We start from the raw sequence: 14979 nt of genomic DNA, 5'->3' as shown, positions 1-14979 counted from the left end.
GGCACAGGAGTACCCAGTCCTACTCGCAGGCCGTCCCATCCTTGTTCCGGTCGAGGCCGTACACGTCGTCGCCGATCACGCTGACCGTGCCCTCGAGGTACGCCGGGCCGTCGCCGCTCCCGCCTGCGCAGTCGACGTCACTGGCGTTCGGGACACAGCCGCTGTAGTTCGAGTTGCAGTCGGACGCAGGTGGTTCCGGGGCAGGCGGCGGCGCCGGCTGAGGTCGGGGCTGCGGCTGCGGCTGGGGCTGGGGCTGGGGCTGGGGCTGGGGCTGCGGCTGCAGCTGCGGTCGGGGCTGCGGCTGGGACTGTGGTTGAGGCTGGGACTGGGGCTGCGGCTGTGCGACGGCTCGCTGCGTCACCGGCGGAGGCGGAGGCGGAGGCGCCACCGTCGTCGTCGGCGCAGCGGTCGTCGGGGCAGGCGTGGCCGGTGCCGTCACGGTCGGCGGCGCCACGAGCAAGCTGCCGGCCGCCGGCTCGGGGTCGGCGCCGCCGCCTCCGATGCTCGCCCCGATCACCACCAGCAGGGTGACGACACCGGCGCCGATCAGGAGCGGCGCGCGCCGCCGCGGACGCGGAGCCGCCGGGGCCGCGTGGTTCGGCAATGCGGTCGTCGGCTGGTCCGGCGCAGCGACCGGGCGGGACGCGGCACCCGCTCGGACATCAGGCAGCTGGAGGACCACCTGCAGGCCGCGCTTGCCGTCGTCGACGAGCCCCATGCAGGAGGGCCGGGCGCCGCGTCGCATCACCTCGCCGACAAGCGGCCCGTAGCGCCCGGCCATGAGGTGGGTCAGCTCGCCGATCCGCAGCCCGTCCAGCCGGACCTCGATGCCCGGCTTCCCGGCGTGCGTGCCGCGGGCGATCGGGGCGGGCACGAGCTCCACGGCGACCCGCCGCGCGCGGCCGTCGGCCAGGGGTGCGTACGGCTGGAGCACCGGTTGGTGGTGTTCCTCGCCGGTCACGGCGACCTCGTGGTCACCGGGGATGTAGAAAAGTCCGATGGTGGGGTTCTCGGGGGCGAGGCGGGGCGGGGGCATCGAGTCTCCGGGTGCGCTTGGGGGCGCCTGTTCCTCGGAGTTGACCCCCATCCGTTACGCCCTGCAGCGCGTCGGCTACTCCAGCAGACCGGTGAAGGGGATCGGACATCCCGGCGTGCAGGAGCACGCGGCGAGGTCGCTGCACCCGGCGGCGACCACCAGGGTCAGCGCATCCCGCACCTCCTGAAGCTGCGCGATCCGCGCGTCGACCTCCGCGATCTTGTTCTGCGCCCGCTCCCGCAGGCCCGGCCGCGGACCGCGGTGCGAGCCGACGGCGAGCAGCTCGTCGATCTCGTCGAGGGTGAACCCGAGCCGCTGCACGGCCTTGATGATCCGCAGCACCGTCACCGCGTCCGGCCCGTACTCGCGATGCCCGCCCAGTGACCGGCTCGGCTCGGGGAGCAGCCCGCGCCGCTCGTAGTAGCGCAGCGTCTGGATGTTCACGCCGGCCGCGGCGGCGAGCTGCCCGGACCGCAGGCCCGCGGTCACCGGGTCCTGGCCGCTTCCGCCTGCCGCTGCACCGCGTCGAGCACGGAGACGCGCGCGGCCGGCACGCGGACGTCGAGGACGGCGGTTCCTGCGGTCACCCGCACGTCGAATGAGAAGAACGAGCAGCAGGCCGTCTCGCGGGCCGCGAGGTCGCCCGCCGTCGCGGCGGCCGGGCCGGGCAGGTGCAGGCGCAGCCAGGTGGCGTCCGGCCGCTCGGCCGCCCGGGTCGCGCTCGCGAAGATCGCGTCGAACTCGGACAAGCGCAGCGGCTGCTCCTCGGTGGGGAGGGTGCAACCCTCGGGAATCCATGTCATGGCACGACGGTAAGCCAGTACCTGCGTACCGGATTCAAGCCGCGTGCGGCACGGACCACACCTCCGGCATGCCGAACAGGCCGAAGAGACGCGGTTCGAGGAACGCGACCACGCCGGCCACGCCGTCCGGCGCGAGGTGGAGCACGTGGACGGAGTGCGCCCGGTGCACCCCGTCAGGCCCGCGCATGTACGTCGCGAACGCCGGCCGCCCGTTGGCGGCGGTGGCGACGAACCGGTGGTCACCGGGGCCGCTCGGGCACTGGGCCGTGATCAGCCGGGCGATGGCGTCGGGGCCGGTCACCCACATGGTGAACGGGGGCATCTCCCACGTGGCCTCGTGGCTCAGCAGCCGGGTGAGCGCGGCCATGTCCGCGTTCTCGAACGCCGCGACGTACCGCTCCAGCAGCGCCCGACGGTGGGTGTCGACCGGCGCGACCTGGGCGTCCTCGGCGGGCGCCACCTCCGCGAGCCGGGCGTGAGCGCGCTGCAGGGCGCTGTTGACGGCGGCGGTGCTCGTCTGCAGCAGGTCGGCGACTTCTGACGCGCGCCAGCGCAGCACGTCGCGGAGCAGGAGCACGGCCCGCTGCCGCGGCGGCAGGTGCTGCAGGGCGGCCACCATCGCCAGGCGCAGCCCCTCCCGCCCCGCCACGATGGCGGCCGGGTCGGCGCTCGGTGCGGCGTGCAGCGCGTCGGGCAGGGGCTCGAGCCAGGTCGTCTAAGGGGCGGGTCGAGCGGGGCCTCGGGGTCGGTTGCCGGGGCGCCGAGATCGTGCTGACGGCCGTGCCGTCGATGCAGGCCGACCTGGGTATGCCGGTCGAGGTCGTGCAGGGGGTGCTCACCGGCTACGCCCTGACGTTCGGCGGCCTGATGCTGCTCGGCGGGCGCGTGGCCGACCTCCTCGGCAGGCGCCGGGTCTTCGTCGCAGGGCTGGCGCTGTTCGGGCTCTCGTCGCTGGTCTGCGGGCTGGCGTGGACGCCTGCCGTGCTGCTCGCGGCGCGGGCGGTGCAGGGACTCGCGGCCGCCGTCATGGCGCCTACTGCGCTCGCGCTGGTGATGACGACGTTCCCGGAGGGTCCCGAGCGCAACAAGGCGCTCGCCGTCTGGGGCGGGCTGGGTGGGTTCGGCGCGACGGCCGGGCTGCTCATCGGTGGGCTGCTGACTGCAAGCCTCGGCTGGGAGTCGGTGTTCCTGATCAACGTGCCGGTCGTCGTCGTGCTGATGGTGCTCTGCCCGCTGCTGGTGCGCGAGAGTAGCGACCGCGGCTCGCTGCGCAACCTCGACGTCGGCGGCGCCCTGACCGTCACCGCCTCCCTCGTGCTGCTCGTCTTCGCCATCGTGACCGCCCCGGAGGCCGGCTGGGGCAGCCCACGCACGATCGGGCTGCTCATCGGGTCGGCCGTCCTGCTCGCGCTGTTCGTGGTGATCGAGACGCGGGTGGCGAGCCCGCTCGTACCGCTGCGGATCTTCCGGCTCCGGACGCTCGTCGGCGGGAACGTCGTGCTCCTGGCCGTCGGGCTCGCGCTGGACGGGATGCTGTTCCCGCTCATGCTCTACACGCAGCAGGTACTGGGCTACTCACCGCTGCAGGCCGGGCTGACCACGGCGGTCATGACCGTCATGTCGATCCTCGGCTCGTTCGCGGGGCAGGCCACGGTCACCCGGTTCGGGCTGCGGCCGATCGCCGTCGTGGGCACGCTGCTCATCATCGGTGGGAGCCTGCTACTCACCGGCGTGACCGTGGGCGGGGGCTTCGCCACCCACATCCTGCCTGCGATGCTGATCTTCGGAGCCGGTGTCGGCGCCGCGTTCTTCGCCTGCCAGATCGCCGCGCTCACGGGCGTGCGCGAGGACGAGTCCGGCCTCGCCGCCGGGCTGGTCGACACCTCGTTCCACCTCGGCAATGCCGTCGGCATCGCGATCTCCACGTCGGTCGCGGTCTCGGTGGCGACGGCCGTGCACCTGGCGAACCCCGCCGCCGACCCGCTCGTCGCGCAGACCGACGGGCTGCGCACCGCTTTCGCCGTGACCGTCGGGAGCGCGTCGATCGCGCTGATCGCCGCACTCACCCTCCTGCCCGGCCGCACCGCCACGGTGGTGAGCTCGTAACGGATGCGCGGCGGGACGCTAGCGTCGGGACAGTGGTGGTCATCATCGCTGGGGCCGGCATCGCCGGCACAGCCCTCGCACTGCCACTGCACGAAGCGGGCATCCAGGTCACCGTCCGCGAAGCCCACCCGGAGAGCAGCGCGGACGCCGGCGCCTTCCTCACGCTCGCCGAGAACGGGATGCGCGCATTGACGCAGCTCGGCGCGGACGGGCCGGTGACGGCCGCGAGCGCTCCGCTTCTCCGCATGCGGGTGAGCAGCGCTGACGGCACGCAGCTCGCCACGGCCCCGCTCGGCGAACCGGGCGGGCCCGGCTACCGGTACCTCACCCGGGCGCGCCTCTGCGCGGTGCTGCAGCACGAGGTGCAGGCGCGCGGGATCGAGATCCGGCGGGGTGAGCGCCTCGTCGGGTTCGAACCGGACCCGTGCGGCGTGACGGCTGTCTTCGCCGACGGAAGCCGCGCCCGGGGAGACGTGCTGGTGGGCGCCGACGGGCTGCGCTCGACCGTCCGCGGGCTCCTCGACCCGGCCGCCGCCCCGCCCCGCTACGTCGGGCAGCGGGTCTTCTACGGCTACTCCCCCGACCCGGCCATCGCGGGAGAACCCGGCACCCTCCAGTTCGTGCGGGGTGCGGCGGCGTTCGGCTACATCGTGACGCGGCAGGCGGGCACGTGGTGGTTCGCGCGGGTCACTGCCGAGGAGCTCGGAAGGGACAGGATCGCGGCGGGCCCGACGGACGGATGGAAGGACCAGCTCACGGCGCTGCTGCGCGACGATCCCGGGCTGCTCGCGATCGTGCGCGGCACCGAGCGGGTGCTCGTGACCGACGCCTACGACCTGGCCAACGTGCGCACCTGGCACCGCGACCGCACGATCGTCATCGGCGACGCGGCGCACGCCGCCTCACCCGCAACGGGACAGGGTGCCTCCATGGCGCTGGAGGACGCCGTGGCGCTTGCCGGGGCGCTGCGGGACGAGGCGGACCCGGCTGCGGCGTTCGCGGTCTACGAGGAGCTGCGCCGTGAGCGGGTGGAGGCCAACACCGCCGCCAGCGCGAGCATGAGCGCGCGCACGTGACCTTCGGATCTTGCGGCCACTGGCCGCGGCGAAGATCATGTGCACCGGGCTGTCGGATGGGGGTGATCGTCGAGGCGCTCGCCAACCGTGGGCCAGCACGTGATTCTCGGCGGCGTGCGCCGCGCCCAGTAGCGCAGTAGCTGCAGACAGCACCCCTGAACATCGGAGAACGAGCATGTCGGATGACGAGACTCGCGCTGTCCACGAAAAGCTGGTCGAGGTGCTCGCGGCCACCAGCACGATGGCTGTCGCCACGTCGTCGGCGGACGTCTGGAATGCCGGTGCGTACTACGCCGAGCTGGACCCGTTCACGCTGACCCTGGTTCTGGAGTCACGCGGCACCACGTTGCGCAACCTGTCGGAGAACCCGACGGCCGCGGTGGTCATCGCGCCGAACGGCCCGTTCCAGCCGTTCCTGCAGGCCCGCGCGCAGGCCACCGTGCGTGACGCGGCCGGCAAGGAGGAAACGATCGCGGCGCTGCTGCGCAAGGAGCCGCTGGTCAAGCAGCTCATCGAGGGCGGCCCGGTGGAAGCGGTCGAGCTCAGAGTCGCCCGGTGGCGAGTCACCGACATCAGTGCCGGATGGCTTCCGGGCAAGGAGCTGACAGCCGACGCCTCCCCGTCCAGCTCGTAACCGTCGGTCGCGGCCTCCCCGGGGCCGCCGACTACGGTCATCGGAGTGAGCGCGACAAATCGGGCACCGGCTGATCCTTGCGCCGTGCCGGGCGCCTCATGACGGCCCCACCCATGCCCCCGCCGTCGCCGTCGCCGTCCCGGCGCCGCCTGCGGCCGGTCGCCGTCGTCGCAGGGGTGCTGAGCGCGGTTGCGGTGCTCACCCTCGCGGTTGTGTGGATCAGCGGCCCCGGGCCGCGATGCGGCGGGCCGCTGCTGGCTTCGGGGTCCTGCGCCGAGCCGCTCGGCCCGCGCCCCCGCGCCGACGACAGACCCGACCCCGCGCCCGCGGGCGGCCTGGGCGCCCTCGAGGTGTCGTCGAACGGACGGTTCCTGCAGTTCACCAACGGCGAGCCGTTCTTCTATCTGGCCGACACCGGATGGGAGCTGTTCCACCGCGCCAGCCGCGAGGACGCCCGCCGCTACCTGGACACCCGCGCCGAGCAGGGGTTCACGGTGATCCAGGCCGTCGCGCTCGCGGAGAAGGGCGGGCTGGACGTCCCCACGCCGGCGGGCCACCTGCCCCTGGTCGACGAGGACCCGGCGCGACCCGCGGTGGAGCCGGGCCCGGACAACGACTACTGGGACGACGTCGACTACATGATCGACTACGCCAACTCCAAGGGCATGTTCGTGGCTATCTGGGTGGCATGGGGATCCATGGCCGTCGACGGGCCCGAAGTGCTCGACGAGGGAAACGCCAGGACGTACGGCGAGTTCCTCGGCGCGCGCTACAGCGACCGAGACGTGATCTTCGTGCTCGGCGGCGACCGCGATGCCGGCGAGGGCGCCAACACGCCGGAGGTCTGGGGCGCGCTCGCCAAGGGCATCCGCACGACGGGCACCGCCGGCCACCTGATCTCCTACCACCCGTGGGGCGAGCAGTCGTCAACGGACATGTGGAGCAACGGCGACACGGTGCTCGACTTCAACATGATCCAGAGCGGCCACAAGGAGAAACCGCTCGAGGCGATCGCCGAGCAGCTCGCCGAGGTGTACCGGAAGGAGCCGGCCATTCCCGTCTTCGACGGTGAGGCCCGCTACGAGGAACACCCGGTGAACTGGGACTCCGCCGTCGGCTGGCACGTCGCCGGCGACACCAGGGGCGCGGCCTACTACCAGGTGTTCGCGGGCGCGTTCGGCCACACGTACGGCGACGGGGCGGTCCATCAGTTCTGGGAGCCGGGCATGGACGCCCCGTACGAGGTGCGCGACGCCTGGTACGAGGCGCTGCAGCACGAGGGTGCGCGCCAGATGCGGTACCTGAAGGAGCTGATGCTGTCGCGCTCCTACTTCGACCGGATCCCCGACCAGGGCTTCGTCACCTCTGGCGACGGGCGGGCGACGCGCTCGGAGTCGGGCACGTGGGCGATGGTCTACCTGCACCACGGAGGCTCCACGGAAGTCGATCTCTCGGCGCTCGCCGGTCCGGTCAGGGCGGTCACGTGGTTCAACCCGCGCACCGGCGAGTCCATGCCGGGTTCCGGCACGGGCCCGGAGTTCACCGCGCCCGACGACGATGACTGGGTGCTCGTCCTCGACGCCTAGTGCGGTGGCCACAAACGTCCACCGGGTCCTCGCGGGCCAGAACGACGCCTCGCCGCGTTGCCCCCGCACCCGAGTACGCCCGGTACGAGGGTGCGGGGGCGCCTTGCGAGGCGCCGTTCTGATCCCGCGATCACCCCGGCAACGTTCGTGGCCACCGCACTAGCGATTCTGAACAACTCCGCCCGTGGCGCGCAGTCGGGCCGAGTTGTCCATGGCGCTCCGTTCGCGCAGTTCTAGCCCCCGGCGCCGACCCGGGCCCGCGCGCCCGCGAGCGCCAGCTCGGCCTTCTCCAACGTCGGAAAGGAGGAGAACTGCGCGAACGCTGCCGTGATGGCGACCGGCAGCAAGCCCTCGCGGGCGGTGATCCCCGCCACGTGCACCTGCACGTCGCGGTCCCGGGCCTCGTCTCGGACAGCCAGCAGCGCAGTGACGTCGTTCGTGCCGAAGAAGCCGACCTCGCCCAGGTCGACGACGACGTGGCCGCAACAGCCGGGCCGCTCCAGCTGGGCCCGCACCAGAGCCGCGAGCCGCACCAGCGTCACCCCGTCGAGGACACCCGCCATGCGCACCACCAGCAGCCGCGCGGAGAACACCTCCACCGACAGCTGCGCCCCGTCGAACCTCACCCCGCTCACCTCCACCGGTCCCGCCCGGCCCCGTTGCCAGGCTGCGCACCCCGCGCGGCGGGGGTTACCCTGCGGCCGGGTCAATCACACGAACATCGGAAGTCACGGCGCTCACACCCCCGAGATCTCCCCCCGCAGCGCGTGCTCGGCAGCGACGAGGTCGTGCGCGTAGGTGATCTTGAAGTTCCGTTCCTCGCCCGGCACCCAGCGAATCGGGACGCCGGGCGCAAATCGCTCCAGACACGACGCGGTGTCAGTGCCGGCGAAACCGTGGCGGGCGGCCTCCTCGTACGCGGCGAGCAGCGGGCCGGCGCGAAAGCCCTGCGGGGTCTGCACGGCCACGAGCCCCTCCGGCGCGGGACCCGCGAGGGTGTCGGCGTCCGGGCCCGCCCCCGCCAGGTCGTGGCGACGCAGGCCGGGCACCGCACCGCCGTCCGCGCGCGCGACCCGCAGCACCTCCTCGGCGAGCGTGCGGCTGGCGAGCGGACGCGCTCCGTCGTGGAGGAGCACGACGTCGATCGAGCCGTCCGCGATGCGGGGAGCCAGGTGCCGCAGAGCCGCCAGCTCCGACTCCTGGCGGGTGCTGCCACCCGTGACGACCGCGACGCCCGGACCGTGCTCGGCGAGCAGTTCGGCGGCCGGCTCGCGGTCCTCGGCGCGGACCACGAGCACGACCGTGCCCACCTCCGGCATCCCGGCGAAGGTGGCGAGCGACCAGGCGAGCACCGGCCGCCCGCCGAGGGGCAGGTACACCTTGTTGCGTCCCGCCCCGACGCGGGTGCCGCTCCCGCCTGCGAGCACGACCGCGGCGGCGGCCGGGTGGGGTGGCTGCACCGACCCAGTGTGCCCGCCCCGCCGAACCGGCCACCGCTCACCCGATCCGGTCCGTATGGTCTGAATAGTGACGTCAGAGTGCTGAGCGATGCGGTCTGAGCTGCTCCGAACTCATACTGACGAGGTACTACGCACGGCCTCTGGTCACGCGCAGTAGGCTCCGGCAGGTTTCAACGCCGAGACCGTGTACTGAACGTCGTCGTCCTTCCTATTGACCGCAGGGGGTGGACCCGGTGAACGATGACGGCTGGCGCGTCCCCGGACGCGGTCATGGCGTCCCGCCGACGCAACCTCCTCCGGCGCCGCCGAAGCCCACTGCGCCTCGGCCAGTGCGCGCGACGCCACAGGGAGCTGCGCGCAATCCCACCCCGCCGCCCGCGCCACCCCGGCCGCGGCGCCCGGAGCGTGACCAGCGCGCAGCGCCCCCGCCCCGGCACGGCGTACCGCCCCGGCACCCGGCCCCGCCCGCCGACGGACCCGCCCGCGCGGTCCCGCCTCGCAGGCCGCAGCAACCGCGGGGCCCCGAGCCCGCAACCCGGCCGGTGCCCAAGGCTGCTCCGGACGTCCGGCGTCCTCCGGCCGAACCCCGCCGACCGGGTGACCCGCCGCGCCGCGGCGCGTCGCGGGAAGGCAAGCCCACACCCCCGCCGGCGGCAGCGCCCGCCCCGCCCCGGCCACCCGGCGCGAAGCCACCTCCCGGCAGGGAGGTTCCGGCCGGCCGGGCCGGGGCGTCCCGGCCACCGGCGCCGCGGACCGCGGTGCACCGCGAGCCCGAGAGTCCCGAGTCGCAGCAACCCACCCCGCGCACCTCCGTCGCGCGGGGGACGGGCCGGGCGGCGGGCGGCCGCCCTGCCACGCGAACGGCAGCGGGGTCGAGCAGGCGACGTCCCCCGCGCACCCTCGGCCGCGCGCTGCTCGCCACCGCGTCGGCCACGATCGCGCCGGGCAGCGGTCACCTGATCCTCAAGCGCACCCGCACCGGCGCGCTCATCCTGGGTGTGTTCCTGCTCGTGCTGGGCGGGCTCGCCGCGCTCGTGCTCTCCTCCGGCCGCGCGCAGCTCATCGAGACCGCGCTCTCGGCCAACGTGCTCGTGGCAACCACGGTCGGATGCATCGTCGGCGGGCTGGCCTGGATGGCCGTGATCGTCCACACGTACCTCATCGCCCGACCGCCGGGCCTCGCCGTCGCCAAGAAGGCGATCGGCGTCGGGACGGTCGCGGCGCTCTGCCTCGTGGTGGCCGCGCCGCTCGGGTTCGCCGCCAACCTCGCCAACTCCCAGCGCAGCCTGCTCGACTCGCTGTTCACGGGGGGCGGCGGCACGGCCGCAGCGGAGGCGATCACGAAGCCGCGGCTCAATGTCCTGCTGGTCGGCAGCGATGCCGGCCCGGACCGCAAGGGCGCCCGCACCGACACGATGATGGTGGCGAGCATCGACACCAAGTCGGGACGCACGGTGCTGTTCGGCCTGCCCCGCAACGTCCAGCACGCGCAGTTCCCGCCGGGGTCGGACATGGCCGCGGAGTTCCCGCGCGGCTTCCACGACGAGAGCGACCCGCTGTCGGGCAACTACCTGCTCAACGCCGTGTACGCGTGGGGCCTCGAGCATCCGCAGATGGCGCCCGCAGAGCCCACCGACGACCCCGGCCTCAACCTGCTCCACCAGACCGTCAGCTACATGCTCGGGCTGCAGCTCGACTACTACGTCGACGTCAACATGGCCGGGTTCGCGTCGATCATCGACGCGCTGGGTGGGCTGAGCGTCGACGTCGGCCCCAACCCGCTCCCGATCGGTGGCATCACCCCGAGCGGCCAGCACGTCAAGCCCGACGGCTACATCCCGCCCGGCATGCAGCAGCTCTCGGGGGAGCAGGCGCTGGCGTTCGCGCGGTCGCGCACCGACTCCGACGACTACACGCGGATGGGCCGGCAGCGCTGCCTGCTCCAGTACATCCTGCAGCAGAAGAGCCCGACCGACATGCTCAGCAACTTCCAGGGCGTCGCCGCGGCCACCACCAACAGCATCTCGACGAACATCCCGCAGGAGGTGCTTCCGGCGCTCGCGTCGCTCGCCGGCGCGGAGGGCGGCATCCAGCTGGAGAGCATCTCGTTCGACCCGAACCTGCCCGACCCCAGCGAGGACAACGGGCACTTCAGCACCGGCGACCCGAACTTCCCCCTCATGCGCCGGGTCGTGCAGGAAGCCATCAACCGGCCCCCGCCGCCGCCCCCGCCACCGCCGGGCAGCACGCCGGCCCCGACCAGCGCAGCCCCGTCGACCGCCAGCGGCTCCGGCGGCCGAACACAAACACCGAGCACGACGTCCCCGAAGGCAGCGGGGGCCAGTGCCGCCTCTCCGACGTCGCTCGCGGCGACCTGCGGCTGATCCTGTAGGAGCACCACCAGCAGCGTCAGGGCGCTCCTGGCCTAGGTGCGCACTCCGCGCTGCTGCCACCGATACTCCGTCTGCGGGCGGCCGGTGCCGTAGCGGGCCGTGCGCTCGGCGAGGCCCGTCTCGACCAGGTGCTCAAGGTAGCGCCGGGCAGTCACCCGGGACGCCCCCACCGCCTCGGCCACCTCCGCCGCTGTGCGCCCGTCCGGTTCGGCGCCTGCGAGCACCCTGGCCACCGCGTCGAGCGACTCCCGGCCGACGCCCTTGGGCAGCGCTGCGCCCTCGTCGGGGGCGCGGAGGGCGCCGAACAGATCGTCGACGTCGTCCTGTGCGACGACGGGGCCGGCCTCGAGCCGCTCCCGGTACTCGCGATAGCCCTCGAGCTTCGCGCGCACCGAGCTGAAGGTGAACGGCTTGACGAGGTACTGGGTGGCGCCGAACGAGATGGCCGCGCGGACGACGTCGACGTCCCGCGCGCGGGTGACCATGATCACGTCGGTGCGCTGCCCGGCGGCGCGCATCCGGCGCAGCACCTCCAGCCCGCTCGCGTCGGGCAGGTGCACGTCGAGCAGCACGAGGTCGACCGGCGCCGACGCGAGGCTCCGCAGTGCCTCCGTCCCGGTGGCGGCGGTCGCGGCCACCACGAACCCGGGCACCCGGCCGACGTAGTCCGCGTGCGCGGCGGCGGCCACGGGGTCGTCCTCGACGACAAGGACGCGGATCACGTGCGCACCAGCGGCAGCCGCACCGCGAACTCCGCGGGCCCGGCGAGCCGCACGACCCCGCCGTGGCGCTGCGCCGCCCTGCGCACCAGAGCAAGCCCGATGCCCCGGCCCAGGCCGTTGTTCGCGCCCGGCTTGGTGCTCCAGCCGCGCTGGAACGCGCGCTCGGCGTCGTCGGCGGCGACGCCCGGGCCGCTGTCGCTCACACGCAGCTCCACCGCCTCGTCCGTGACGCGCCCGGCGAGCCGCACCCAGCGCGGCGCGGGTGCCTCCTCGGCCGCGTCGATCGCGTTGTCGAGGAGGTTGCCGACGATCGTGACGAGGTCGCGCGGGTCCGCCACACCGGCCGGCACGAACGTTCCCTCTGCCACCTGCAGCTCCACGCCGCGCTCCCCCGCCTCGGCGGCCTTGCCGACCACGAGCGCCGCGAGTTCGGGCACCGCGATCCCGGCGATCACGGCGTCGGTGAGGTGCTGCGCGACGGCCAACTCCTTGGTGGCGAACTCCAGCGCCTCGTCGGCGCGGCCCAGCTCGATCAGCGAGACGACGGTGTGGAGCTGGTTGGCGGCCTCGTGCGCCTGGGCGTGCAGCGAGTCGGCGAACCCCTTGATCGTCTGCAGCTCGGTGACCAGCTCACGCAGCTCGGTGTGGTCCCGCAGCGTCACCACCGTGCCGAGGTGGCGCCCGCCCCACCGGGCGGGCTTCTGGCTGACCACCACGATCCGGTCGGCGGTCAGGTGGATCTCGTCGTCGCGGGCGTCCCCCGTGGCGAGCGCCTCCCCCAGGGCGGTCGGCAGACCCACGGCGTCAACACGACGGCCCTGGGCGTCGGGCGGGAGCCGCAGCAGCCGCCGCGCCTCGTCGTTCGCCAACTGCACCCGGCCCTCCCGGTCGAGCAGCAGCAGGCCTTCGCGCACGGCGTGCAGCACTGCGTCGTAGTACTCGTACATGCGCGCCAGCTCGGCCGGGCCGAGGTCGTGGGTGCTGCGCCGCAGCCACCTGCTGACCAGCCACGACCCCACGGCCGCCAGCAGCAGTGCGAGCGCGGCGGCGGCGAGCACCAGCGGCACCTGCCGTTCCAGCTCGCGCGACACCGCGGTGATCGACCGGCCGACGGAGACGAGCGCGACGACGCGGCCGCCGTTGAGCACAGGGACGACGGCGCGCACCGACGGCCCGAGCGTGCCGGTGTAGGTCTCGGTGAACTGGGTCTCGCCGTTCGCCGCCGGCCGGATCGTGCCCAGGAATTCGCGCCCGATCTCGGCGGGGTTGGGGTGGGTGAAGCGGATGCCGTCGACGGTCATCACGACGACGAAGTCGGTGGCCGTGTCGATGCGGACGCGCTCGGCGAGCGGCTGCAGCACCGCGCTGGGGTCGGGGTCGTCCAGCGCGGCCAGCACGTCAGGTGCGGCGGCCAGGGTGTGCGCTATGCCGAGCATCTCCTCCGCGGTGGCCTCGCGGTTGGTCTCGTCGAGCTGGAGGTAGGTCGCAAGGGCGACTCCCGCGAGCACCACCACGATGATCGCCGCCTGCAGCGCGAACAGCTGACGGGCGAGGCTCCACCCGCTGACCCGCGGCATCGTGCCGATCCACCTGCCCTACGAGATGCCAGCCCTACGAAATGAACGAAAGCGCGGCGGGCGTCACGCCGCGCTGCATGCTCGCCGCGATGGTCGCGGGTCACGAGCACCCGCGCAACGCCCCGCCGTCGACGTCGGACCGGAGGACCAATGTCGCCTTCCAGCCCTGCCCAGGGCACGCAGCCCCAGAAGAAGGACCGTACGCACTACCTCTACATCGCCGTCATCGTGGCGGTGTTCGCGGGCGTGGTGATCGGCCTGGCCTCCCCCGAGCTCGGGAAGGCTCTCAAGCCCCTCGGCACCGCTTTCGTGAACCTCATCAAGATGATGATCTCGCCGGTCATCTTCTGCACGATCGTGCTCGGGATCGGTTCGATCCGGCAGGCCGCGAAGGTCGGCCGCGTCGGCGGGCTCGCACTGGCCTACTTCCTCTCGATGTCGACCATCGCGCTGGTGATCGGGCTGGTGGTCGGCAACGTCCTCCAGCCGGGAACCGGGCTGGACCTCACCGGACTCGCACACTACGAGGCGCCGGAGGCCGAGTCGACGACGGAGTTCCTGCTCGGGATCATCCCGACCACGCTCTTCTCGCCGCTGGTCGGCAACAGCGTGCTCTCGACGCTGTTCGTCGCGCTGTTCGTCGGATTCGGCGTCCAAGCGCTCGGCCGATCCGGCGAGCCGATCCTGCGCGGCGTGAAGCACATCGAGCGGCTCGTCTTCCGCGTGCTCGCGATGATCATGTGGGCCGCCCCGATCGGTGCATTCGGCGCCATCGCCGCCGTGGTGGGCGAGACCGGTTGGAACGGGATCGGTGCCCTGTTCCAGGTGATGGCCGGCTTCTACATCACGTGCGCGATCTTCGTCTTCGGTTTCCTGGGGCTGGTGCTGCGGTTCGGCGCCGGGATCAACATCTTCTCGCTGCTGCGCTACCTCGGTCGGGAGTTCCTGCTCATCGTCTCCACGTCCTCGTCGGAGTCGGCCCTGCCCCGGCTGATCGCGAAGATGGAGCACGTCGGGGTCTCCCGGCCGGTCGTGGGCATCACGGTGCCCACGGGCTACTCGTTCAACCTCGACGGCACCGCAATCTACCTGACCATGGCCTCGCTGTTCATCGCCGACGCACTCGGGCGGCCGATGGCGATCGGCGAGCAGATCGGGCTGCTCCTCTTCATGATCATCGCTTCGAAGGGCGCGGCCGGCGTCACCGGTGCCGGGCTCGCCACGCTTGCAGGCGGGCTCGCCTCGCACCGGCCTGACCTCGTGGACGGCGTCGGCCTCATCGTCGGCATCGACCGATTCATGTCCGAGGCCCGCGCGCTCACCAACTTCGCGGGCAACGCCGTGGCGACCGTGCTCATCGGGCACTGGGTGGGCGAGTTCGACCGCGACCAGGCGAACCGCGTGCTGAGCGGCCAGGACCCGTTCGACGAGGCGACGATGCTCGACAACGACGAACCGGAAGGCGTGACGGCGCCGACCGCGGGAGCCGAAGTAGGCGTGGGCCCATCCTGACCTGGGCACTCTCCCCTGTGCAGCAGGTGACCGCTCAGCGCCAGAACGGGGGCTGTGCGCGTGGCGCTGCACGG

General features: G+C 73.0%; 13 protein-coding genes and 1 pseudogene. 6 read left to right on the top strand and 8 right to left on the bottom strand.

Annotated elements, in window-relative coordinates; translation table 11 throughout:
- Positions 1 to 19: 19 nt before the first annotated feature.
- From ABD143_RS34315 to ABD143_RS34300, 4 genes and pseudogenes are all read right to left on the bottom strand, one after another.
- Entirely contained in the window at positions 20 to 1036 is a 1017-nt protein-coding gene (locus tag ABD143_RS34315; RefSeq protein ID WP_343986621.1) for a hypothetical protein, read from the bottom strand.
- 75 nt (positions 1037 to 1111) lie between these two features.
- Positions 1112 to 1525: a MerR family transcriptional regulator gene (locus tag ABD143_RS34310; protein ID WP_343986619.1), complete on the bottom strand. Its 414-nt coding sequence runs from the start codon at positions 1523 to 1525 to the stop codon at positions 1112 to 1114.
- Entirely contained in the window at positions 1522 to 1839 is a 318-nt protein-coding gene (locus tag ABD143_RS34305; protein WP_343986617.1) for a hypothetical protein, read from the bottom strand. Before ABD143_RS34305 ends, ABD143_RS34310 begins: the two co-directional genes overlap by 4 nt.
- A gap of 34 nt (positions 1840 to 1873) precedes the next feature.
- A pseudogene (locus ABD143_RS34300) lies at positions 1874 to 2539 on the bottom strand (RNA polymerase subunit sigma-70); the annotation flags it as partial.
- A 68-nt stretch (positions 2540 to 2607) separates the two neighbouring features.
- On the opposite strand from ABD143_RS34300, the gene ABD143_RS34295 reads away from it, so the two are divergent.
- The 4 genes from ABD143_RS34295 to ABD143_RS34280 all read left to right on the top strand — a co-directional run bounded on the left by ABD143_RS34295 (position 2608) and on the right by ABD143_RS34280 (position 7241).
- Entirely contained in the window at positions 2608 to 3945 is a 1338-nt protein-coding gene (locus ABD143_RS34295; protein ID WP_343986614.1) for an MFS transporter, read from the top strand.
- A gap of 32 nt (positions 3946 to 3977) precedes the next feature.
- Positions 3978 to 5021 carry an FAD-dependent monooxygenase gene (locus ABD143_RS34290; RefSeq protein WP_343986611.1) on the top strand — a complete coding sequence of 348 codons (1044 nt, stop codon included), beginning with the start codon at positions 3978 to 3980 and terminating at the stop codon, positions 5019 to 5021.
- Positions 5022 to 5196: 175 nt separating this feature from the next.
- Positions 5197 to 5655, top strand: coding sequence for a pyridoxamine 5'-phosphate oxidase family protein (locus tag ABD143_RS34285; protein ID WP_343986607.1), 459 nt, complete (start codon positions 5197 to 5199; stop codon positions 5653 to 5655).
- Positions 5656 to 5753: 98 nt separating this feature from the next.
- A complete protein-coding gene (locus ABD143_RS34280; protein WP_343986604.1) occupies positions 5754 to 7241 on the top strand; it encodes a glycoside hydrolase family 140 protein in 1488 nt (495 codons plus the stop codon).
- A 233-nt stretch (positions 7242 to 7474) separates the two neighbouring features.
- Here the strand turns inward: ABD143_RS34280 and ABD143_RS34275 are convergent, their stop codons facing one another.
- Together ABD143_RS34275 and ABD143_RS34270 are read right to left on the bottom strand one after the other, a co-directional pair.
- The gene (locus ABD143_RS34275; RefSeq protein ID WP_343986600.1) at positions 7475 to 7867 is read right to left on the bottom strand and encodes an STAS domain-containing protein; all 393 of its coding nucleotides are present in this window, start codon (positions 7865 to 7867) and stop codon (positions 7475 to 7477) included.
- 111 nt (positions 7868 to 7978) lie between these two features.
- Entirely contained in the window at positions 7979 to 8701 is a 723-nt protein-coding gene (locus ABD143_RS34270; protein WP_343986597.1) for an IspD/TarI family cytidylyltransferase, read from the bottom strand.
- A gap of 758 nt (positions 8702 to 9459) precedes the next feature.
- On the opposite strand from ABD143_RS34270, the gene ABD143_RS34265 reads away from it, so the two are divergent.
- Positions 9460 to 11085 (top strand): LCP family protein, encoded by a 1626-nt coding sequence (locus ABD143_RS34265; RefSeq protein WP_343986594.1) that lies wholly within the window; start codon positions 9460 to 9462, stop codon positions 11083 to 11085.
- Between the two features lie 41 nt (positions 11086 to 11126).
- On the opposite strand, the gene ABD143_RS34260 is transcribed toward ABD143_RS34265, so the two are convergent.
- Both ABD143_RS34260 and ABD143_RS34255 read right to left on the bottom strand, forming a co-directional pair.
- Complete coding sequence (locus ABD143_RS34260) at positions 11127 to 11816, bottom strand: response regulator (RefSeq protein WP_343986591.1); 690 nt, start codon at positions 11814 to 11816, stop codon at positions 11127 to 11129.
- Positions 11813 to 13393 carry a sensor histidine kinase gene (locus ABD143_RS34255; protein ID WP_343986589.1) on the bottom strand — a complete coding sequence of 527 codons (1581 nt, stop codon included), beginning with the start codon at positions 13391 to 13393 and terminating at the stop codon, positions 11813 to 11815. Before ABD143_RS34255 ends, ABD143_RS34260 begins: the two co-directional genes overlap by 4 nt.
- A gap of 150 nt (positions 13394 to 13543) precedes the next feature.
- Between ABD143_RS34255 and ABD143_RS34250 the strand changes: the two genes are divergently transcribed.
- Positions 13544 to 14905, top strand: coding sequence for a cation:dicarboxylate symporter family transporter (locus tag ABD143_RS34250; protein WP_343986587.1), 1362 nt, complete (start codon positions 13544 to 13546; stop codon positions 14903 to 14905).
- Positions 14906 to 14979 lie beyond the last annotated feature (74 nt).

It is taken from the genome of Pseudonocardia aurantiaca, assembly GCF_039526725.1.
In the GTDB taxonomy this organism is placed as follows: Bacteria; Actinomycetota; Actinomycetes; order Mycobacteriales; family Pseudonocardiaceae; genus Pseudonocardia; species Pseudonocardia aurantiaca.
Note: the sequence above shows the minus strand (reverse complement) of the source record. Positions and strands in the feature narration are given on the sequence as shown.